We start from the raw sequence: 21,498 nt of genomic DNA, 5'->3' as shown, positions 1-21,498 counted from the left end.
CGAGAAACAACCCGTAAAAATCCGGAAAGCAGATGGATCGGAAAGCTTCCTCAGCCGTTATCCAAACATACAACAATGGAGGATAACATGCTGAAGGGTATTGCACTGTGGGCTATGGGCGTTCCGATCTTCGTGATCATTCTGCTTTATATGTTCGTGTTTTAAGTCGCATCTGACGACTGGACTCAAACAAAAAGGCGACCACACCGTGGTCGCCTTTTGTCGTTCATGCCGGCATTCTCAGTCGAGATCGCTGATGAGCCGTGAGGCTGTTGCCGCATCCGTGCGCCGGATGTCGATCTCGTCGCGGTGCTTGGCAAGAAGCTCGCTCGCCAGCAGCTTTTCCGCGAGATCGGCAGGCAGCGAGAGAATGACCCGGTCGCCTTTTTCTTCCGTCGCGCCCGTATTGCGCTTTCCTAAAATCATGCCGCCCGCCACCGTATTGTTGGTGTCGGGGTCGATCAGGATGAAGGAACCCGTCGAGCGGTTCTGCTCATAGGGATCGAAGATCGCCGTCTCATCGAAGGAAAGCCTGACCTTGCCGATGGCGTTCATCGGAAGCGACGTTTCATGCGCCTGCCATTCGCCTTCCTTGAGGTTCAGCTGGCTGACGGGCTGCACACTGACACGCTGTCGGCGGCTGCCGCTTTTCAGCCAGTAGCGCTTGCCGGCCTCGATGCCTCCGGGCTGCAAAGCCACGATCTGCGCGTCGAAGGCAAGGCCATTCTGAGGCTGCGCCTCGATGGAGACAATCATGTCGCCGCGCGAGACGTCCACCTGACGATCGAGCACCAGCGTGACGGCATCACCCGCCACGGCGGCATTGCGCACCAGGTCGAAAGTGACGATCTGCTTGACGTTGGCGACCATGCCGGAAGGCAGGATAACGACGCTGTCGCCCGGCTTCACCGAACCGCCGGCAACCGTGCCCTGATAACCGCGGAAGCTTTCGCCGGGACGCGAGACGCGTTGTACGGGAAAGCGGAAGCCGCCCGATTGCGCGGAGCGAACGGTCGCCAGTTCCAGCGTTTCCACCAGCGTCGGGCCTTCATACCAGGGCATGGAAGCCTTGCCTGACAGAACGACGTTTTCACCTTTCAGCGCCGACATCGGAATGGCGGTTATCTGCTTGATGCCGAGATCGGATGCGAAATCGCGGAACTCGTGGGCGATCAGTTCGAAACCGGCCTTGTCGTAATGCGTCAGGTCGATCTTGTTGACGGCCAGCACGAATTGCCGGATGCCCATCAGCGCCGCGATGGTGGCATGACGCCGCGTCTGTTCCAGAATGCCGGTACGGGCATCGACGAGCAGCACGGCGAGGTCGGCTGTGGAAGCGCCGGTCGCCATGTTGCGGGTATATTGCTCATGGCCGGGCGTGTCGGCCACGATGAAGGCGCGTCGGTCGGTGGCGAAGTAACGATAGGCGACATCGATGGTGATGCCCTGTTCGCGCTCTGCCTGCAGACCATCCAGCAGCAACGCGAAATCGGGCAGGCCGAGATCGTTCTGCTTGCCGCTGTCGCGGTGCAGTGTCGCGGCCTGGTCTTCCTTGACGGCCTTGGTGTCCCAGAGGAGACGGCCGATCAGGGTCGATTTGCCGTCATCCACGCTGCCGCAGGTGATGAGACGAAGCGGGCGGGTGTCGCGCGCTGCTTTCGAATGTTCGGCAAAGGGCAAAATGGTGGCCGTGGAAACGTTGGTGGTGGCAGAAGCGGTCATCAGAAATAGCCCTCGCGCTTCTTCTTCTCCATCGAGCCGGACTGGTCGCGGTCAATCGCGCGGCCCTGACGTTCGGAAACGGTGGCGATTTCGAGCTCGGCAATCACATCCTGAAGCGTCGCCGCCTCGGAACGGATCGCACCGGTGAGCGGGAAGCAGCCGAGCGTGCGGAAGCGGATCGAGCCACGCTTGATCTCTTCGCCGGGCAGAAGCTCCAGGCGCTCATCTTCAGCAAGGATCATCATGCCGTCGCGCTCGATATAGGGGCGCTCGGCGGCATAATAGAGCGGCACCAGAGGAATGTTTTCCGCCTCGATGTAACGCCAGATGTCCACTTCGGTCCAGTTGGAGAGCGGGAAGGCGCGCACGCTTTCGCCCTTGCGGACCATGCCGTTATAGATGTTCCACAGTTCCGGCCGCTGGTTGCGCGGGTCCCACTTATGGTCGGGCGTACGGAAAGAGTAGATGCGTTCCTTGGCGCGGCTCGCCTCTTCGTCGCGGCGCGCACCACCGAAGGCTGCGTCGAACTGGCCGGCATCCAGTGCCTGACGCAGGGCTTCCGTCTTCATGATGTCGGTGTAAAGCGCCGATCCGTGGGTGAAGGGCGTGATGTTTTCCGCTGCGCCGCGCGGATTGGTATGGGAGATCAGCTCCAGATCGTATTCCTTGACGATATTGTCGCGGAATTCGATCATTTCCTTGAACTTCCAGCCGGTATTGACGTGCAGCAGCGGGAAGGGAATGCGGCCGGGGAAGAAGGCCTTGCGCGCGAGATGCAGCAGCACGGACGAGTCCTTGCCGATGGAATAGAGCATCACGGGCTTGTCGAATTCGGCTGCGACTTCGCGAAAGATATGAATAGCTTCGTTTTCAAGCGCCTTCAGATGGGGATCGAGCGGCGGCTTGGATGCGACAGTATTCTTGCTGTCCGTCTCGTGGACTGCGTTGGACATTGTGAACTCCGGGAATGTACTGAATGATTATCGTTGCGGGATGGCGGAGGTAGCGGAGGTCTGCTCCGCACCGGCGACGTGAAGACCGCATTCGCGCTTCTCGTCGTTTTCCCACCACCATCGTCCGGCGCGCTCAGGCTCACCGGGCTTGATGGCGCGCGTACACGGCTCGCAGCCGATGGACGGGTAACCGCGCTGATGCAACGGATTGATGGGGATGTTCTCCTGGGCGACATGCGCCTTGATGAGGTCGATATCCCAGTCAGCCAAAGGGTTGATCTTGATGAGATTGCGATCCGCATCGAATTCGGCAAACGGCGTCGTGGCGCGATTGCCCGACTGGCCGCGACGGAGGCCGGTGATCCAGAAGGCGGCACCATCAAGCGCCTTGCCGAGCGGGATCAGCTTTCTGACATGACAGCAGGCATGACGCGCCTCAACGCTTTCGTAAAAGCCGTTGAGACCGTATTTTGCGGCGTAGGCGTCTATATCGTCCTGTTCGGGACGGAAACGACGGATTTCGACGCCGAAACGCTCCTCGGTTTCATCGATGAGATCGACGGTTTCCTTGAAAAGACGGCCAGTTTCCAGCGTGACAACGTCAATCGGCAGGCGATGGGTGCCGATGGCGGCGGTGATGACCTGATCCTCGATGCCGAGGCTGGTGGTGAAGACCGCGCGCCCGCCGAGGCCGGCGATAAATGAAAGCCGACCCGCCAGATCGAGCCCGGCAAGCGTGGCATCAAGGGAAGCGGCATCGGCAGAGGCATTTGCTGAATTGATGGTCATTGTCACGTCCGGGATTTCCATGGCCGATTATTGTTGAAATCGGCGCTTTGGACGAGAAATGACAGTCTTTGTGCGCTGCACTTCAGAGCAAAAATGCCTCTCGCGCGCGTGCTATGAGCAAAAGATGCCCGTTCACCTTGTTCGCAGCCTGGATTTGAATTGTGACAACTTCTGCGCTAAGCCGTGATTGCCGGGTATCCGGGCTTGTGATCTACTGGTTTCACGATGATTTCGCAGAAGGCAAAATATGCGCTGAGGGCGCTTCTCTCGCTGGCCAAGGCCGACGGTGGCTGTCCTGTGCAGATTTCCGACATTGCCCGCGAACAGGCCATTCCGAAAAAGTTTCTGGAGCAGATCCTTCTCGAAATGAAGAAGGAACGCCTTGTCGAAAGCCGGCGCGGCAAGCAGGGTGGTTATCTTCTGGCCCGTCCGGCGGATGATATTACTTTCGGCGAGGTGCTGCGGCTCATTGATGGCCCCCTTGCTCCTCTGCCTTGCCTCTCCCAGACCGCCTATCGCCGCTGCGAGGATTGCGACGGCGAGAAGCAGTGCGAGATCCGCCACGTCTTCGCCCGTGTGGCCGATGCGACGCGCAACATCCTGTTCAACACCACCGTTGCAGATGCGGTGGCCGGTGTCGAAGTGCCCGAGCTTTTGACGGCCTGACGAAAAATTCGTCTAAAACACCTCAATATTTTTCGCCATCGCGGCAAAAAACCGGCAAAAATGTGAAACGCCTTTGCATTCAGCAAAGTTTTACACGACGCTTGTTGCGCCTTTCGCTTATGCTGCGCTGTATTTGTTGCCCGGAGAAACGCTCAAGGGAAACACTTTTTCGATCGTATTCGGCCTCATTGACCAACTCTACTCAACCGGTAGAGTTAAGCCATCGCAATCAGGAGGGAATACCGATGTCCAAGCTTCTGTCCGGTTTGAGCGTTGTCGCGCTCAGCCTCTCACTGGCACTTGGCGCAGCTGGCTCGGCCGCGGCGCAGACCAAGCTGCTGAACGTGTCCTATGATCCGACCCGTGAACTCTACAAGGATTTCAACGAAGCCTTCGCCAAGAAATGGAAGGCCGACACCGGCGAGGACGTCACCATCCAGCAGTCGCATGGCGGCTCCGGCAAGCAGGCCCGTTCGGTCATCGACGGTCTGGAAGCCGACGTCGTGACGTTGGCGCTGCAGAGCGACATTGACGCCATCGTGCAGAATTCCGGCAAGATCAACAAGGACTGGCGCGGCCGCCTGCCGCATAATTCCTCCCCTTACACCTCCACCATCGTTTTCCTCGTTCGCAAGGGTAACCCGAAGGGCATCCATAACTGGGGCGATCTGGTGAAGGGCGACGTACAGATCGTGACGCCGAATCCGAAGACCTCGGGCGGTGCGCGCTGGAACTATCTCGCAGCCTGGGCTTGGGCAAACGAAGAGTTCAAGGGCGACAAGGACAAGATCAAGGCCTATGTCGGCGAGCTCTACAAGCGCGCGCCGGTCCTCGACACCGGCGCCCGTGGTTCCACGGTAACCTTCGCACAGCGCCAGATCGGCGACGTGCTGCTCGCCTGGGAAAACGAAGCCTATCTGGCCGGCCAGGAATTCGGCGCTGACGCTTTCGATATCGTCGTTCCGCCGATCTCGATCCTTGCCGAGCCGCCGGTCGCCGTGGTTGACGCCAATGTCGACGCCAAGGGCACCCGCAAGGCAGCCGAAGCCTATCTGCAATATCTCTATTCCGACGAGGGCCAGAATATTGCGGCCAAGCACTTCTATCGTCCGTCCAACCCGGCCGTTGTCTCCAAGGACCTGCTGAAGCAGCTGCCTGACATCAAGCTCGTCACCATTGACGACCCGATCTTCGGCGGTTGGGCAAAGGCGCAGCCGGAACATTTTGGTGACGGCGGCATCTTCGACCAGATTTACAAGCCCGCGAAGTAAGCGGATGATGGGGTGAAACGTACTCACCCCGTCCCACGGGACAAGACAAATCAGAACCTGATCGACCGGACGCCATGCCGGTCGATACTTTATAATAAGCGCCGGGGGAATACCGGCTCCCAGAGAGCACCTCCAGGACGGGCAGACCTCGGTTGACTGTCCCGGAAATGTTCAAAAACTAAGATTATCCGGAGCCTTGATGAGCAATAATATTTCCGGAAGCAGGTGGAAGTGGCGGCAGTCGAGCGTCATACCGGGCTTCGGCCTGACGTTTGGTTACACCGTCACCTATCTGTTTCTCATCATTCTTATTCCGCTTGGCGGCCTTATCTGGTCCACGGCGAAACTCGGTTTTGCAGATTTCATTGCGATTGCCACGGATAGCCGTACGCTGAATGCGTTGCGCGTCAGTTTTGGCACGGCGTTCCTCGCCGCATTGGTCAATGTGGTCTTCGGCGTCATCGTCGCCTGGGTCCTCACACGTTACCGCTTTCCCGGTCGCCGCTTCGTGGATGCCATCGTGGACCTTCCCTTTGCGCTTCCAACGGCGGTCGCGGGCATTGCGTTGACGGCGCTTTACGCCAATCGCGGCTGGGTCGGTTCGCTGTTTGAGCCCTATGGCATCAAGATTGCGTTCACGCCGACCGGTATCGTCATCGCGCTGATCTTCATCGGTCTGCCCTTCGTCGTCCGCACCGTGCAGCCGGTGATGGAGGAGATCGACCGGCAGGTGGAGGAGGTGGCGGCAACGCTCGGCGCGAACCGTTTCCAGACCATAACCCGCATTCTGTTACCGAGCCTCACACCCGCCATCCTAACGGGGTTTGCGCTGGCCTTCGCGCGTGGTGTCGGCGAATACGGTTCGGTCATCTTCATTGCCGGCAATATTCCCTACGTCTCGGAAATCGCGCCGCTCCTCATCGTCATCCGGCTGGAGGAGTTCAATTATGCGGCCGCCACCGGCATCGCCACCATCATGCTGATCATCTCCTTTGCCATGCTGTTCCTCATCAATCTCATTCAGGCCTGGAGCCGCAAGAGGTACGGTTATGTCTGAGACTGTTTCTCGCACCACGCCGCGTCCGTTCCGCGATCCCGCCAGCGAGAGCCTGCCAGCGCGGCTGGCACTGATCGCCATCGCCTTCGTCTTCCTCGCCGCATTTCTCGTCCTGCCCCTGGTTTCGGTCTTCTTCGAAGCATTCCGCAAGGGCACGGAAAGCTTCTGGGAGGCGATTTTCGAGCCGGATGCGCTTTCCGCCATTCGCCTGACGCTGCTCGTCGCCGCTATTTCGGTGCCGCTCAACCTCATTTTTGGAGTAGCGGCCGCCTGGGCCATCGCGAAATTCGAGTTCAAGGGCAAGGCATTCCTGATCACGCTGATCGACCTGCCATTCTCGATCTCTCCGGTCATATCAGGTCTGGTCTACGTCATCCTGTTTTCCTCGCACAGCGTGCTCGGCCCATGGCTGAAGAGTTACGGCATCGAGATCCTCTTTGCGGTGCCGGGCATCGTGCTCGCCACCATCTTCGTCACCTTTCCCTTCGTCGCGCGCGAGTTGATCCCGCTGATGCAGGATCAGGGCAATGGTGACGAGGAGGCGGCGATTTCGCTTGGAGCATCCGGCTGGCAGACCTTCTGGTACGTCACGCTGCCGAATATCAAATGGGGCCTGCTTTATGGCGTGCTGCTCTGCAACGCCCGCGCCATGGGCGAGTTCGGCGCTGTCTCGGTGGTGTCAGGCCATATTCGCGGCGAGACCAACACCATGCCGCTGCATGTCGAGATACTCTATAATGAGTACAATATCGGCGCATCCTTCGCCGTTGCGACGCTGCTTGCCGGTCTGGCTCTGGTGACCCTCGTTCTCAAAACCATTCTCGAAATACGCTTTGGCGCGGGCAACGCAGCCGGCAAGCATTGAAAGGCATCTTCATGGAAGTGAAAGTTTCCGGCATCACCAAGCAGTTTGATCGCTTTCCGGCGCTGAACGATGTGTCGCTCAACATTCGCTCGGGCGAGCTGATCGCGCTGCTTGGTCCTTCCGGTTCCGGCAAGACGACGCTGCTGCGTCTGATTGCCGGTCTCGAGCAGCCGACGACGGGCCAGATTTTCTTCGGCGACGAAGACGCCTCGCACCGCTCCGTGCAGGAGCGCAATGTCGGTTTCGTTTTCCAGCATTACGCGCTGTTTCGCCACATGACGGTGGCAGACAACATTGCTTTCGGCTTGAAGGTGCGACCCTCCGCCAAGCGTCCGCCAAAAGCGGAAATCCGCAAGCGCGTGTCCGAGCTTCTCGACATGGTGCACCTTTCCGGGCTTGAAAAACGCTACCCCTCGCAGCTCTCGGGTGGCCAGCGCCAGCGGGTGGCGCTCGCCCGCGCCGTCGCCATCGAACCGAAGGTGCTGCTTCTCGATGAACCCTTCGGTGCGCTGGATGCCAAGGTGCGCAAGGAGTTGCGCCGCTGGCTGCGCGAATTCCACGACCGCACCGGCCACACCACCGTCTTCGTCACCCACGATCAGGAAGAGGCGCTGGAACTGGCGGACCGCGTCGTCGTCATGAGTCAGGGCAAGATCGAGCAGGTCGGCACCGCCGATGACGTCTACGACACGCCGAACTCGCCCTTCGTCTTCTCCTTCATCGGCGAATCCTCCAGCCTGCCGGTCACCATCCGTGATGGCCATGTGCTGTTCCAGGGCGAAAGCATCGGCGTCAACGAAAGCGGCGCAGGCGAGGGCGAATTGTTCTTCCGGCCGGAAGACGTGGTGCTGACGGACGAAAATGACGCGCTTTACGGCAAGGTCACCACCTGTCGCCGCCTGGCCGGCACCCGCATCGCCGAAATCGACATCGCCAATAACGGCCATGAACCCTACCACCTCGAAATCGAAGTGCCGCTCAACGCCGCCGTGGCGGTGGGTGCCGAACTGCGGTTCCGCCCGACGCGGTGGAAGGTGTTCGGGAAGAAATAAGGAAGAGGTGACCGCCGTTTAGGGTCGATGGTTTGTCGCTTTCTAACGCGCGCCACGTTTACTCCGATTCCACGTTACACCACGGTTGAAATCATCGACGGTTCTGGGTGTCGTTACCCCCCTCTGTCCTGCCGGACATCTCCCCCTCAAGGGGGGAGATCGTTCCGTGGCGAGGTCTCGCGCATCTCGACGGTTGGAAATGAAGTGGCAAGAAAGCCTCCTGCCGATCTCCCCCCTTGAGGGGGAGATGTCCGGCAGGACAGAGGGGGGTAACGACACCCAGAACCGTCGATGGTTTCAACGGCGGTGAACTGCAATCTGATTAAGGAGATTTTCTCGTCGCGAGAGAACCGCACCTGCACTCGAAGCGCAGATTTCTCAATAGTCGAAGCAATAAGCAAAAACGGAAAAGGGCCGCCTGAGCGACCCTTCCATGAGTTTGGTCCTGTTTACAGACCCGGGACTGTTTCTCAACGTTCCGAAGGCAGAAGAGGTTTACAACGAGGGCTGCCCCGTCGAAAACACACCCTTTCCATTGCCTGCACCAGAGACCGAAATCTCACTAGACATTGGATCACCTCCTTCCGATACGTTGAACATAACTAGAAGGTAGTACGATTCGTGAGTAATGCAAGAGGGCTAACTGAGAACTTACTCTGCAGCACCTAGTCGACTCGCATCACGATCTTGCCGATATGGCTGCTGCTTTCCATCAGCCGGTGCGCTTCCGCAACCTCATCCAGTGTGAAGACGCGGTTGATGACCGGTGCGACCTGGCCGCTTTCGATCAGCGGCCAGACCTGATCCACGAGATCGTCACGGATGGCGCGTTTCTCGTCCGCCGTGCGCGGGCGCATGGTGGAGCCGGTGACGGTGAGGCGCTTGACCATGATCGGTGTGAGGTTGACCTTGTCGGCCACGGCGCCCCCCAGGAAGGCGATGATGGACAGGCAACCATCCTTGGCCAGCGCCGCAAGGTTCTTTTCGAAATAGGCAGCACCGATCATGTCGAGAACGACATCGACGCCCTTGCCGCCGGTTTCGGATTTCACGACTTCGGCGAAATCCTCGCCGCGGTAATTGATCGCCCGTTTGGCGCCGAGCTTCACACAGGCCTCGCATTTTTCCGCAGAGCCCGCCGTGGCATAAACTTCCGCGCCGAATGCTTTGGCAAGCTGGATCGCCGTCGTGCCGATGCCGCTGGTGCCGCCGTGGATGAGCACGGTTTCACCTTCGGTCAGGCCCGCCATCTGGAAGAGATTGGCCCAGACGGTGAAGAAGGTTTCCGGCAAGGCTGCGGCTTTGACGGCGTCGTAGCCTTTGGGGAAGGGCAGGGCCTGCCCAGCGGGAACGGCGCAATATTGCGCATAACCGCCGCCATTGGCGAGCGCGCAGACCCTGTCGCCAAGATTGAATTCATCGACGCCTTCGCCAAGCGCAACAACCTCGCCGGCGATCTCAAGGCCGAGGATCGGACTTGCATCCTTCGGTGGCGGATAGGTTCCCTGGCGCTGCGCGACATCCGGCCTGTTGACGCCTGCTGCCTCGACCTTCACCAGAACCTCGCCTTTCGCGGGCTTTGGCAAAGGCGCTTGCGAAAGACGCATCACTTCCGGACCGCCATGGGAGGGAAGGTCGATGAAACGCATTTTTTCGGGCAGGGTCTTGGGGTCGGGCATGGTCAGGGGCAACTCCTCACTATCGGCGTCGCCTGAAGATGTAGGTCAGATGCGCCGCTTAGGGAAGAAGGCCGTTTGTCACTGGTGTCAATTTGTCTCGCCGAAGACCCGGATGACGAGGCCGCTGTCATTTTCCTTCGCAGCCGCCTTAACGCCCGCGATCTCGCTGCCGATGCGCTCGGGATTGGCGATGATCAATCCTTTGGGCAAGCTCAGAACGCCAATGGAACAGCGCAGAAGCGCGAAGTCCCGCTCATTGCCGTGCCGGTCCTGGCCCTTCATGCAGCCCGCCTCGCGATCCTCGGCCGAATACAGTTCCGCGACATCGTCGTGGAAATCGCTGAGCAGCCGCTCGAGTATTTCCGTCAGGTCTTCCACCGCCCAGTCGCGCACGCCGATGAAGAAGTCATCACCGCCAATATGTCCGAGGAAGCAGTCGCCGGCAAAAAAGTAACGGCGCATCAGTGCTGAAAACAGGGTGATGGCGTGGTCGCCTGCGTTGAAGCCGTATTTGTCGTTGAAGGGTTTGAAGTTGTCGAAGTCGCAATAGCAGAAGAAGCGGGTCTCGTCGCCATCGCTGCAGCGGTCGGCGATGAAGCCGCCAATCGCGCGGTTGCCCGGCAGTGCCGTCAGCGGGTTCTGGTCCTGCGCCATCTTGAGCTGCTTTTCGTTGATGACCTTGATCAGCGAAGCGGCCGAAACGATACCGGCATAACGCATGTTTTCGGTGAGGATAATGCAGGCGCTGCCGCCCATGCTGGCAAACATGTTCATCAACTGGTCGGCATCGGCATCGAGACCGACGATCGGCGCGGCGTCGACGAAATGGGAGATGGTGCGCTCATAGATCTTGTTCTTGAGCAGGTCACGGCCAAAGGGTCGGTAGATATATTCCTTGAGATGATATTCGTTGATGACGCCGCGCGGTTCGCCGTTGGCATTGAGAACCGGAAAAAACGCCTGCTGCGGGTTTCTCCGGAAGAGCTCGAAGACGCTGTCGACGCTGTCATGTTCGAAGACGGTCGGAAGTCGTTCGATCTCACGGCGGATCAGGATCTCATCCAGAGTCTGGCTGTTGCGCCGCGCCACGCCGATGCGGTTGATGTGGGGAAAGCTCTCCGGCAACTCGCTGGTGAAGACCGTTGGCCTGGCGATCAGCCAGCCCTGCACCAGGTCGACGCCGAATTCGCGACACGTCAGGAACTCCGCTTCTGTTTCAATGCCCTCGGCAATGACCCGCACCCCCAGAACATGGGCAATATTGACGATGCTGCGGACAAGATGCTGCTTGCGCGGCAGATGATCGACGCCGGTGATGAAGTGACGGTCGATCTTCAGATAGTCCAGCGGAAAATCGCACAGAAGCTTCATCTCGCCGTGTCCCGCGCCAAAATCGTCGATTGCCAGCTTGAAGCCCTCTTTCCGCATGCGGGCAATCAGCGTCGTGAATTCGGGGACGCTTGTATTGTCGAAGCGTTCGGAAAGCTCGAAGCAGATGGAGGAGGGGGGAATACCCGCGCGCGCCAGGTGGCCCACAAGCTTGTCGAGAATGGCGTCGCCCTGCGCGATCAGCCTCACATCGAGGTTGAGAAACAGGGTGGCGGAGGAGAAGTCAGGCAGGGTGGAGAATTTCGCCAGCGCGCGGCTCGCCAGCATCTGCTCGAAAGCCTTGAGTTCGCCGCCCTGCGCCGCCTGGTCGAGAAGCGCCAGCGGATCGGAAAAACCGAGCCGGTCGTGGCCGCGCATCAGTGATTCATAACCGAAAATAGTGCCCGTCGTCGCCTCGACGATCGGCTGAAACGCGGTTTCCAGCACGAGCTTCGCCATGGGAAACATGTGCCCGGAGGCAAATCGCCTTACGGCATCGTTTTCCAGCGTAACGGCCTGCATTTCTGTTCTCCGCTATTACGGCTTTCCTTCCGTGGCTGAGGTAAGGAGAGCTTTTCTCTTTTGCGGCGAACAATCGCAGATTACAGGTCAACAAAAGCTTTCACGTCTGTGAAGCTTTGATGAACGTTTTGTTGCAACCCCCTTGATATATGGGGTAGTAGCCGGGCCTCACGCCCGGCGGACATGTCCTGAGTGCGCGGCATAGAGATCAGCCACGTTCACCCGCTCCCGGTCGGCTTCCACGGGTTCCCTGGACTTCGCGCCCATACCGTGTGCGCCAGACGCCGCCCATAATCGCAGCGCTTCCCTGACGACCTCGCTACCGGATGCATAAGCCCCGCAATTGACGGCTTCGCGCATTCTCGCTGCCTGTTCCGGGGAAATCGATACTGTCACCATTGGCATGATATCACTCCCTTCTTTAAACACTGCGAACGGTCATTCGATGCCCGGATGGGTATCGGCTGCCGTCGTGGTCTAGGGCGGGCGTTTTTATTGTCTTTCGTCTGGCGCCGCTTCCAGCGAAATTTGTATCAGCTGGGATATTAGCACGGAACGTGTTCCATTCCCAATTCGCAGTATATCACGGTTTAGTTTTTCCCCCGTGACCGCGCCGGGAGCATGAAGATGATCCTCACGCGCCGGCCATTGCCGAAACCAGGGTCCGTCCGATGAGAAAGAATTGATTTACAGCAAAATAGCGACACGGAATGGCGCATTTTTTATTGATTGATCAGTCAATCAAGAATATTTTGCCGCCCTCAAGGAGATCGTCATGCCCAAGGTCGGAATGGAACCTCTGCGCCGAAAAGCGCTCGTGGATGCGGCGCTGCGCACCATAGGCCACCATGGCTCGTTGAATGTGACAATGTCTGACATCGCCCGGGAAGCGGGGGTGTCGGCGGCGCTTGCGCATCATTATTTCGGCAGCAAGCAGCAGCTCCTGCTGGAGACCATCCGCAGCCTGCTGCGTGATCTCAGGCGTGATGCGGTGGCGGCGCTGACCCGTGCTTCCGGCCCGCGCGAAAGGCTGAGCGCCATCGTCCATGTCTCCTTCCAGAGCGACCAGTTCACGCCCGAAACGGTGGCGGCATGGCTTGCCTTTTACGTTGAGGCGCAGCGCTCGGAAGAAACCCGCCGGCTGCTGGTGATTTATTCCCGCCGCCTGCGCTCCAACCTCATGGCAAGCCTCAACCGGCTCTGCCCGCCCGATGATGCCGCACGCATTGCAGAAGGGGCCGCAGCCCTCATCGACGGGCTTTATATCAGGCACAGCCTGCGTTCCGCCCCGCTCGGCCTCGCCTCTGCACCGGCGCTGGTCGAGGATTATTTCGACATGCAGCTCAGATCCTTTCCCGATGGACAGCGCGCCAAGCCGTCCATCCGCACTCTCTAGGAGACTTCGACATGACCATCGCCACGCCGCTCAGGGCGCAGCCGAAAGCCTCGCATTTCATCGACGGCGATTATGTCGAGGACAATGCCGGCACGCCATTCGAGAGCATCTACCCCGCAACCGGCGAGATCATCGCCCGGCTTCACGCCGCAACGCCGGCGATTGTCGAGCGTGCCATCGCCTCGGCCAAGCGCGCCCAGAAGGAATGGGCGGCAATGAGCCCCATGGCGCGGGGACGCATCCTCAAGCGCGCCGCCGATATCATGCGCGAGCGCAACGAAGCGTTGTCGACGCTGGAGACCCTGGATACGGGCAAGCCCATTCAGGAAACCATCGTCGCAGACCCGACCTCGGGTGCGGATGCCTTCGAATTTTTCGGCGGTATCGCCCCTTCCGCATTGAATGGCGATTACATCCCGCTCGGCGGCGATTTCGCCTATACGAAACGTGTGCCGCTCGGCGTCTGCGTCGGTATCGGCGCGTGGAACTATCCGCAGCAGATCGCCTGCTGGAAGGCCGCGCCTGCGCTCGTCGCCGGCAATGCCATGGTCTTCAAGCCTTCGGAAAACACCCCGCTCGGCGCGCTGAAGATTGCTGAAATCCTTATCGAAGCGGGTCTGCCCAAAGGCTTGTTCAATGTCATTCAGGGGGATCGTGATACGGGGCCGCTGCTCGTTAATCACCCGGATGTGGCGAAGGTCTCGCTTACTGGCTCGGTGCCGACCGGCCGCAAGGTGGCCGCCGCTGCCGCCGGGCATCTGAAGCATGTCACGATGGAACTGGGCGGCAAGTCGCCGCTGATCGTCTTCGATGATGCCGATATCGAAAGCGCCGTCGGCGGTGCGATGCTCGGCAATTTCTACTCCTCCGGGCAGGTGTGCTCCAACGGAACGCGTGTCTTCGTGCAGAAAAAGGCGAAGGCCCGCTTCCTTGAAAACCTGAAAAGCCGCACGGAAGCGATGATCCTCGGCGATCCCCTCGATTACGCCACCCATCTCGGCCCGCTGGTCTCCAAGGCCCAGCAGGAGAAGGTTCTCGGTTATATCGAAAAGGGCAAGGCGGAAGGTGCGACGCTCATCACCGGCGGCGGCATCCCCAACAATGTCGCGGGTGAGGGCGCCTACGTTCAGCCCACCGTGTTCGCTGACGTGACCGACGACATGACGATCGCCCGCGAGGAAATCTTCGGGCCCGTCATGTGCGTGCTGGATTTCGAGGATGAAGACGAGGTTCTTGCCCGCGCCAACGCCACCGAATTCGGGCTGGCCGGCGGCGTCTTTACCGCCGATCTCGCCCGCGCCCACCGCGTGGTGGATCAGCTGGAGGCGGGCACGCTGTGGATCAATACGTACAATCTCTGCCCGGTGGAAATCCCCTTCGGTGGCTCCAAGCAATCCGGCTTCGGCCGCGAGAATTCGGCGTCGGCGCTGGAGCATTATAGTGAGTTGAAGACGGTTTATGTGAGCACGGGGAAGGTGGAAGCGCCTTATTGAGGTTCAGTGGGTGGGTTCACCCCCCTCTGTCCTGCCGGACATCTCCCCCTCAAGGGGGGGAGATCGACCTGAGGCGAGGTCTCGCCCATCTCAAAGTTTGCGAATGGAGCGGTGGTAGCGCCGCTTGCCGATCTCCCCCTTGAGGGGGAGATGCCCGGCAGGGCAGAGGGGGGTAACCCACCCCCTGACAGTCAATTGATCGGAACAACCGCTCATCGGAGAGAGCAACAATGCAAGCAGATTACGTCATCGTCGGCTCCGGCTCCGCAGGGTCCGCCATCGCCTACCGCCTGTCGGAAGATGGTCGCTATTCCGTCATCGTCATAGAGGCCGGCGGTTCCGATTTCGGCCCCTTCATCCAGATGCCGGCGGCTCTCGCCTGGCCGATGAGCATGAAGCGCTACAATTGGGGTTATCTCTCCGAACCCGAGCCCAATCTCAATAATCGCCGCATCACCGCCCCGCGTGGCAAGGTCATCGGCGGCTCCTCCTCCATTAACGGTCTCGTTTACGTGCGCGGCCATGCCGAGGATTTCAATCGCTGGGAAGAGCTCGGCGCGCAGGGCTGGGCCTATGCGGATGTGCTGCCTTATTTCAAGCGCATGGAACATAGCCATGGCGGCGAGGAAGGCTGGCGTGGCACGGATGGGCCGCTGCATGTGCAGCGCGGGCCGGTCAACAACCCTCTGTTCCACGCCTTCATTCAGGCCGGCGCCCAAGCGGGGTTTGAACTGACGGATGACTATAACGGCTCCAAACAGGAAGGTTTCGGCCTGATGGAGCAGACCATTCACAATGGCCGTCGCTGGTCCGCCGCCAATGCCTATCTCAAACCGGCGCTGAAGCGCGGCAATGTCACGCTGGTCAACGGTTTTGCCCGCAAGGTGGTCATCGAGAACGGCCGCGCCGTGGGAGTCGAGATCGAGCGCAGGGGTGTGGTGGAGACCATCAAGGCCGGTCGCGAGGTCATCGTTTCGGCCTCCTCCTTCAATTCGCCGAAGCTGCTGATGCTCTCGGGCATCGGCCCCGCCGCGCATCTGAAAGACATGGGCATTGAGGTGAAGGCGGATCGCCCCGGCGTCGGCGCCAATCTCCAGGACCATATGGAGTTTTATTTCCAGCAGGTCTCCACCAAGCCGGTCTCGCTTTATTCGTGGCTTCCGTGGTTCTGGCAGGGTGTGGCCGGTGCGCAATGGCTGCTGTCGAAAGGCGGCCTCGGTGCTTCCAACCAGTTCGAGGCGTGCGCCTTCCTGCGCTCCGCCCCCGGGCTCAAGCAACCTGACATCCAGTATCATTTCCTGCCCGTCGCCATCTCCTATGACGGCAAGGCGGCGGCGAAAAGCCATGGTTTCCAGGCGCATGTCGGCTACAACCTGTCGAAATCGCGCGGCAACGTCACCCTGCGCTCCGCGGATCCCTCAGATGAGCCGGTCATTCGTTTCAACTATATGAGCCACCCCGAGGATTGGGAGAAATTCCGCCACTGCGTGCGCCTCACGCGCGAAATTTTTGGCCAGAAAGCATTCGACGAATTCCGTGGCCCGGAAATCCAGCCCGGTGAAAATATCGAGACCGATGAGCAGATCGATGCCTTCCTGCGCGAGCATCTGGAAAGCGCTTACCACCCCTGCGGCACCTGCCGCATGGGCGACAGAAACGACCCGATGGCGGTTGTCGATCCCGAATGCCGCGTGATCGGTGTCGAGGGCCTGCGCGTAGCAGACAGCTCGATCTTCCCGCACGTGACCTATGGTAATCTCAACGGCCCCTCGATCATGACGGGCGAAAAGGCCGCGGACCACATTCTCGGCAAAACCCCACTGCCGCGCTCCAATCAGGAGCCGTGGGTAAACCCGCGCGCCGCCGTCAGCGACCGGTGAAGGTCAATAGTAATCGTCCTCGCGCTGGTGGCGGATCGCGAGGATGGAGACCGTTTCGGCATCTTCGATTTGAATGAGGGCGATGTAACCAGAGGACCCAAACGGAATGAGCAGTTCCCTTAAGAGCGCGTTCTCTCCCGGTGCTTTGCGTGTGGCGAAGGGAAACTCGCTCAGTCCATCGACGGTGGCAATAATCCGATCAATAGCTTTCTCCGCCGTCGAAAAATCCTTCTCCAGTAGAAAATTGTATAGTCTCGTTATATCCGCTCTGGCTGCAATTGTGTACCGGAGCTTGAATGTCATTTGTTACGCTCGACCTTTTTGGCCGCCAGCATAGCGCGTAGTTCCGCATGCACTTCCTCAGCTGAATAAAAGATTCCTGTGCGTCTGGATTCCTCAAGCGACGCCAGCCCCCGCGCAATGAACTCCGCCTGCGATTTGCGGATTTGCACCTGCCTACGGACCGAATCCTCGACAAATGACGATAGCGTCTCGCCGTCCTTCAGTACGCTTTCTGCCGCCTCGCGGAAATCCGCCGTTACACGCAGCGAAGGCAAAGTTGCGGTTTTCATCTTGTCTCTCCATGCGTTGCATTTGCAATGCGCAGCATCTGCCATCTGTCGCAACGAGTCAAATGCAAAACTTGCAATCGCCGGCTGGCAGGCCGATAAAAGGGCCTCCCGCCCGACAATGACTGAAATCACCGATCTGGATCGCCATGCCCGTCGATTACAAGAAGCTGAAAATGCTCCGCCGTTCCCGTGTTGTCTGGGGTTCATGGCGGATTTGGAAGCCAAGGGCGGTTTTCTGGATTGGCGCTATTGCAGTTGGCCTTATCAGCGTCGGTTTCGCTTGGGCAGCGGATCGCGCCCAGCACCTCTTCTTCGCGGCCACGTCCTCAGGCGAATGGGCGTTTCTGCTGCCGCTCATCATCACGCCGCTCGGCTTTACGCTCTGCGCCTGGCTCGCGATCACGGTTTTCCCCAATGCCGGCGGTAGCGGCATTCCGCAGGCCATCGCCGCCCGGCACCTGCGGGATGATGCGGATCGTTCGCGGCTTCTGTCGCTGAAGCTTGCTTTTGGCAAGGTGGTGCTCACCGTCGCCGGTCTGCTCTCCGGCGCGTCGATTGGCCGTGAGGGGCCGACGGTTCAGGTGGGGGCCTCGATCATGCTGCAGGCCGCTCGCTGGGGCGGCATGGCGCAGGCCAAGGGTCTCATCCTAGCCGGTTCGGCCGCGGGCATTGCGGCGGCCTTCAACACGCCGCTCGCAGGCATTGTCTTTGCCATCGAGGAGATGAGTAAGACTTATGAATCCCGCGCCAACGGCCTTGTGCTGACGGCCGTCATCCTGTCGGGCCTTGCATCGCTGGCTCTGGTCGGCAGCTATACCTATTTCGGCACCAGCTCGGTCATGGCGAAAACGACAATGGACTGGCTGCTCGTGCTTGTCTGCGGTGTCGGCGGTGGTGCATTTGGCGCTCTTTTCAGCGCTGGTGCGTTGCGCCTCTCTGCACGTATCCGCCGTTTCGCCCAGACCATGCCCCTGAAGCGAATGCTGGCGGTTGCCGCCGCCTGCGGCCTTGCTTCCGCCATCCTCGGCATCGCAACAAGCGGCGCGACCTTCGGAACCGGTTACGAGCAGGCCCGTGCGGCGATAGAGGGGCAAGCCGCACCGTCGTTCTTCTTCATCGAAAAACTGGCGGCGACTTTCCTTGCCATGATGTCGGGCATCCCCGGCGGCATTTTCGCGCCGTCGCTGTCGGTCGGTGCGGGTTTCGGCAGCACCATGGCGAGCTTGCTCGGCACCAGCATCGGCCTTGGCGCCATCGTCGGCATGGCGGGTTATTTTGCCGGCGTTGTGCAGGCGCCGATGACAGCCTTTGTCATCATCCTCGAAATGACCGGCAATCATGAAGGCGTCATGCCCATCATGGCCGCATCGATGCTGGGATATCTGACGTCTCGGCTCTTTTCTCGCGAACCGCTTTATCACGGCCTGTCACGGGTCTTCATCGCCCAGAGCATCCGCGCCAGACGCGCCGCTCAGGCCACTGAAACGTGATGGCTCAAGCCCTGATGCCCGCTACGCCGAAATAACCGAGCCCCGGTATCTTCACGCCCGGCCGGGCGAGATCGATGCCGGCCACGAGACCGAGGAAGTTGATCTCGAAGCCGCTGCGCGCACCCGCCGAAATGCCGAACAGGCCGCCGAGCGAAACGCTCGCATCCTTCCAGTCGTCGGCGACGTGGTAAAATGCACCGTCCGGCAGATAGTCGCGGCCGACCGCGTCCGGCGGCAACACGACGCCGAGTTCGGGCACGCTGCGCAGCACATGGGCGACGAAGGTGTTGGAGTTCGGCCCGGGATAGATGCGATAGCCGCCCGGCTTGCCATAGGGATAGTCGGCAATCGCCGCCTCGATCTTGGGGATCAGCTTTTCCGCCTCTGCGCCGTGAATGGCCACCACCTGGCGCGGCATGTTGGAATACCAATAGGCGTCCGCCGCATATCCATTATGGCGGATCGGCGTGCCCCAGCCCACCTTGTCATAACGGTCATAGCTCGTAGCGCCCGGCTTTTTCAGAACGACCCAGGCGTGGCTGGCAACCGAGCCCTTGAAGCCGCCGGTCATGGCGGAAAAGACGTAGACGGCGGCTTGCCCGTCGCTCGAAGCCGCCGGCAGCATGCCTGACGATGACCATCTGGCGGCATTCCAGCCGCGCGGATGGTCCTTCATGGCCCACAGCCCCGCAGATGTCAGTGCCGGCAGCAGGTAGATGATGGCAATCGCCAGCAGCAGACGTTTTGCAAATTTCACTGATGGCCCCGTGCATCGAAAAATCAATTGCGGTATCAACAACATAAAATCAGAATTTTTTGAGGCTGAGAGAATGAACAATTCCGTTACCGTCGAAGTCGTCAGGGGCAATCTCGTGGAAAGCCGCCACAGGGGCCTTGCGGTGGTGGTGGATGGCGATGGCGGCGTGCTGTTTTCCACGGGAGATCTGGAACGTGGCATCTTCCCGCGTTCGGCCTGCAAGGCCATGCAGGCCCTGCCGCTGGTGGAAAGCGGTGCCGCGGACGCCTATGGTTTCGGCAGCCGCGAGCTGGCGCTTGCCTGTTCTTCTCATTCCGGCGAGGACGCACATGTGGAACTTGCCGCTTCTATGCTCGCCAAGGCGGGCAGGGATGTGGATACGCTGGAATGCGGCGCGCACTGGTCCTCCGACCAGAAAACCATCATCCATCAGGCCCGCACGCTGGAAAAGCCGACGGCGCTTCACAATAATTGCTCCGGTAAACATTCAGGCTTCATCTGCGCCTGCTGTCATACCGGAACGGACCCCAAGGGCTATGTCGGTTATGACCACCCGCTGCAGCAGGAAATCCGCGCGACGATGGAGAGCCTGACGGGTGCTGCGCTGGGTCACGACAATTGCGGCGTGGACGGCTGCTCCATCCCGACCTATGCGGTGCCGCTCAAAGGGCTGGCACATGGTTTCGCAAAGATGGCGACGGGCAGGGGGCTGGAAGCCGGCCGGGCGAGCGCCTCGCGCCGGCTCATGGAGGCCTGCATGGCAGAACCCTTTTATGTGGCAGGCACCGGCCGCGCCTGCACGAAGCTGATGCAGATCGCGCCGGGCAAGATTTTCGCCAAGACCGGCGCGGAGGGCGTCTTCGTCGCGGCCCTGCCGGAAAAGGGCATCGCCATGGCGGTGAAATGCGAAGACGGCACGACGCGTGCGGCGGAAGCCATGGTTTCGGCATTGCTCGCCCGCTATTTCGATGAAGGCAGCGCCGAACAGCAGGCGCTGAGCGGCATGGCGAACCGGCAGATGCGGAACTGGAACGGCATCCATGTCGGCGATATCAGGGTCGTCGGTCTCTAAATAACCTTTGACGCGGCCGTTTGCCGGCACGATGATGACACGCCCCGCACGTGACGGCCAGCCCATGGCCCTCGCGGGGCGGTGTCCGCATGAGGAAGAAGCGGGCGCTTCATTGCTTTGGAGGTCGCATATCCATGTTCACATTGTTTTTCTCCCCCGGTTCCTGCTCCCGCGCCAGCCATATCGTGCTTGAGGAATCCGGCCTGCCTTACAAGGCCCACCGCGTCAATTTCGCGGAAGGCGAGCAACGCTCCGAGGCATTTTTAAAGATCAATCCCAAGGGCCGCGTGCCGGCGCTGGCGACGGAAAGCGGCGTGCTGACGGAGACGCCGGCCATCCTCGCCTTCATCGCCCAGATGGCGCCCGAGAAGAAACTCGCGCCGCTCGACGATCCCTTCGAATTCGCGTTGATGCAGTCCTTCAACGCCTTCATTTCTTCGACGGTGCATGTCGCCCATGCCCACGGCCGGCGCGGCAGTCGCTGGGCGAGCAAGGAGAGCTCGCTTGAGGATATGAAGGCCAAGGTGCCGCAGACCATGGGTGAATGCTTCGAACTGATCGAGCACGGCATGCTGCGTGGCCCATGGGTTCTCGGCACTGCCTATTCCGTGGCCGATCCCTATCTTTTCGTCATGTCCGGATGGCTGGAAAGCGACGGCGTGGATATTGCCCGTTTCCCCAAGGTGCACGACCACTTTCGCCGCATGAACGACCGGCCGGCGGTCCAGCGCGCGCTCGCGGGGGAGAGGGGCTGAAAGGCTCACTTCGTCATCCTCGGGCTTGTCCCGAGGATCTAATCACGTCTCGTAAATCCAGAGGTCGCAGATGCTCGGGACAAGCCCGAGCATGACGTTGAGTGTGGAGGCTGGTCTGCCAGCTATCGCAACTTGGCGT

Annotated in this window: 20 protein-coding genes; 11 read left to right on the top strand and 9 right to left on the bottom strand. The window is 60.1% G+C overall.

Annotated elements, in window-relative coordinates; translation table 11 throughout:
• Positions 1-240: 240 nt before the first annotated feature.
• From cysN to BLU28_RS01050, 3 genes are read right to left on the bottom strand one after another with little or no spacing between them, the layout of a single operon-like run.
• Positions 241-1,722 carry a sulfate adenylyltransferase subunit CysN gene (gene cysN, locus BLU28_RS01060; protein WP_077986723.1) on the bottom strand — a complete coding sequence of 494 codons (1,482 nt, stop codon included), beginning with the start codon at positions 1,720-1,722 and terminating at the stop codon, positions 241-243.
• A complete protein-coding gene (cysD, locus tag BLU28_RS01055) occupies positions 1,722-2,675 on the bottom strand; it encodes a sulfate adenylyltransferase subunit CysD (RefSeq protein WP_004440441.1) in 954 nt (317 codons plus the stop codon). The genes cysN and cysD overlap by 1 nt, the downstream gene beginning before the upstream one ends.
• Before the next feature lie 27 nt (positions 2,676-2,702).
• A complete protein-coding gene (locus tag BLU28_RS01050) occupies positions 2,703-3,485 on the bottom strand; it encodes a phosphoadenylyl-sulfate reductase (protein WP_168247078.1) in 783 nt (260 codons plus the stop codon).
• A 204-nt stretch (positions 3,486-3,689) separates the two neighbouring features.
• Here BLU28_RS01050 and BLU28_RS01045 point away from each other — a divergent pair, with 204 nt between their 5' ends.
• The 5 genes from BLU28_RS01045 to BLU28_RS01025 all read left to right on the top strand — a co-directional run bounded on the left by BLU28_RS01045 (position 3,690) and on the right by BLU28_RS01025 (position 8,375).
• Positions 3,690-4,130, top strand: coding sequence for an RrF2 family transcriptional regulator (locus tag BLU28_RS01045; protein WP_004440445.1), 441 nt, complete (start codon positions 3,690-3,692; stop codon positions 4,128-4,130).
• Between the two features lie 245 nt (positions 4,131-4,375).
• Complete coding sequence (locus BLU28_RS01040) at positions 4,376-5,401, top strand: sulfate ABC transporter substrate-binding protein (RefSeq protein WP_004440447.1); 1,026 nt, start codon at positions 4,376-4,378, stop codon at positions 5,399-5,401.
• A gap of 199 nt (positions 5,402-5,600) precedes the next feature.
• A complete protein-coding gene (gene cysT / locus BLU28_RS01035) occupies positions 5,601-6,458 on the top strand; it encodes a sulfate ABC transporter permease subunit CysT (RefSeq protein WP_006700003.1) in 858 nt (285 codons plus the stop codon).
• The gene (gene cysW, locus BLU28_RS01030) at positions 6,451-7,323 is read left to right on the top strand and encodes a sulfate ABC transporter permease subunit CysW (protein ID WP_022555771.1); all 873 of its coding nucleotides are present in this window, start codon (positions 6,451-6,453) and stop codon (positions 7,321-7,323) included. Before cysT ends, cysW begins: the two co-directional genes overlap by 8 nt.
• A gap of 11 nt (positions 7,324-7,334) precedes the next feature.
• Complete coding sequence (locus BLU28_RS01025; protein WP_077986859.1) at positions 7,335-8,375, top strand: sulfate/molybdate ABC transporter ATP-binding protein; 1,041 nt, start codon at positions 7,335-7,337, stop codon at positions 8,373-8,375.
• A gap of 665 nt (positions 8,376-9,040) precedes the next feature.
• Here the strand turns inward: BLU28_RS01025 and BLU28_RS01010 are convergent.
• The 3 genes from BLU28_RS01010 to BLU28_RS01000 form a co-directional block, all read right to left on the bottom strand.
• Complete coding sequence (locus BLU28_RS01010; RefSeq protein WP_168247079.1) at positions 9,041-10,054, bottom strand: NAD(P)H-quinone oxidoreductase; 1,014 nt, start codon at positions 10,052-10,054, stop codon at positions 9,041-9,043.
• An 87-nt stretch (positions 10,055-10,141) separates the two neighbouring features.
• Positions 10,142-11,944, bottom strand: a complete 1,803-nt coding sequence (locus BLU28_RS01005) for a GGDEF domain-containing protein (protein WP_004440459.1) — start codon at positions 11,942-11,944, stop codon at positions 10,142-10,144.
• A 168-nt stretch (positions 11,945-12,112) separates the two neighbouring features.
• A complete protein-coding gene (locus BLU28_RS01000) occupies positions 12,113-12,349 on the bottom strand; it encodes a ribbon-helix-helix domain-containing protein (protein ID WP_022555776.1) in 237 nt (78 codons plus the stop codon).
• A gap of 370 nt (positions 12,350-12,719) precedes the next feature.
• Between BLU28_RS01000 and betI the strand changes: the two genes are divergently transcribed.
• From betI to betA, 3 genes are all read left to right on the top strand, one after another.
• Positions 12,720-13,340, top strand: a complete 621-nt coding sequence (betI, locus tag BLU28_RS00995; RefSeq protein WP_006700007.1) for a transcriptional regulator BetI — start codon at positions 12,720-12,722, stop codon at positions 13,338-13,340.
• A gap of 11 nt (positions 13,341-13,351) precedes the next feature.
• Positions 13,352-14,833, top strand: a complete 1,482-nt coding sequence (gene betB, locus BLU28_RS00990) for a betaine-aldehyde dehydrogenase (protein ID WP_037091707.1) — start codon at positions 13,352-13,354, stop codon at positions 14,831-14,833.
• Positions 14,834-15,063: 230 nt separating this feature from the next.
• Positions 15,064-16,713, top strand: coding sequence for a choline dehydrogenase (gene betA / locus BLU28_RS00985; RefSeq protein WP_077986725.1), 1,650 nt, complete (start codon positions 15,064-15,066; stop codon positions 16,711-16,713).
• A 3-nt stretch (positions 16,714-16,716) separates the two neighbouring features.
• Here betA and BLU28_RS00980 read toward each other — a convergent pair whose 3' ends face one another.
• Both BLU28_RS00980 and BLU28_RS00975 read right to left on the bottom strand, forming a co-directional pair.
• A complete protein-coding gene (locus BLU28_RS00980) occupies positions 16,717-17,016 on the bottom strand; it encodes a type II toxin-antitoxin system RelE/ParE family toxin (RefSeq protein ID WP_006700010.1) in 300 nt (99 codons plus the stop codon).
• Positions 17,013-17,285, bottom strand: coding sequence for a YlcI/YnfO family protein (locus tag BLU28_RS00975; protein ID WP_035209457.1), 273 nt, complete (start codon positions 17,283-17,285; stop codon positions 17,013-17,015). The genes BLU28_RS00980 and BLU28_RS00975 overlap by 4 nt, the downstream gene beginning before the upstream one ends.
• Before the next feature lie 146 nt (positions 17,286-17,431).
• Here BLU28_RS00975 and BLU28_RS00970 point away from each other — a divergent pair, with 146 nt between their 5' ends.
• Positions 17,432-18,775 (top strand): chloride channel protein, encoded by a 1,344-nt coding sequence (locus BLU28_RS00970; RefSeq protein ID WP_168247080.1) that lies wholly within the window; start codon positions 17,432-17,434, stop codon positions 18,773-18,775.
• Between the two features lie 4 nt (positions 18,776-18,779).
• On the opposite strand, the gene BLU28_RS00965 is transcribed toward BLU28_RS00970, so the two are convergent.
• Positions 18,780-19,532, bottom strand: coding sequence for a DUF3750 domain-containing protein (locus BLU28_RS00965; RefSeq protein ID WP_168247081.1), 753 nt, complete (start codon positions 19,530-19,532; stop codon positions 18,780-18,782).
• A gap of 73 nt (positions 19,533-19,605) precedes the next feature.
• Between BLU28_RS00965 and BLU28_RS00960 the strand changes: the two genes are divergently transcribed.
• Together BLU28_RS00960 and BLU28_RS00955 are read left to right on the top strand one after the other, a co-directional pair.
• Positions 19,606-20,604, top strand: a complete 999-nt coding sequence (locus BLU28_RS00960; RefSeq protein ID WP_077986727.1) for an asparaginase — start codon at positions 19,606-19,608, stop codon at positions 20,602-20,604.
• Between the two features lie 134 nt (positions 20,605-20,738).
• On the top strand, positions 20,739-21,359 hold the full coding sequence (locus tag BLU28_RS00955) for a glutathione S-transferase family protein (RefSeq protein WP_072494130.1): 621 nt from the start codon (positions 20,739-20,741) through the stop codon (positions 21,357-21,359).
• The last annotated feature ends 139 nt before the right edge of the window (positions 21,360-21,498 follow it).

The sequence above is a fragment of the Agrobacterium pusense genome (genome assembly GCF_900102105.1).
Lineage (GTDB): Bacteria > Pseudomonadota > Alphaproteobacteria > Rhizobiales > Rhizobiaceae > Agrobacterium > Agrobacterium pusense.
This window is presented reverse-complemented; position numbering and strand designations above follow the sequence as displayed.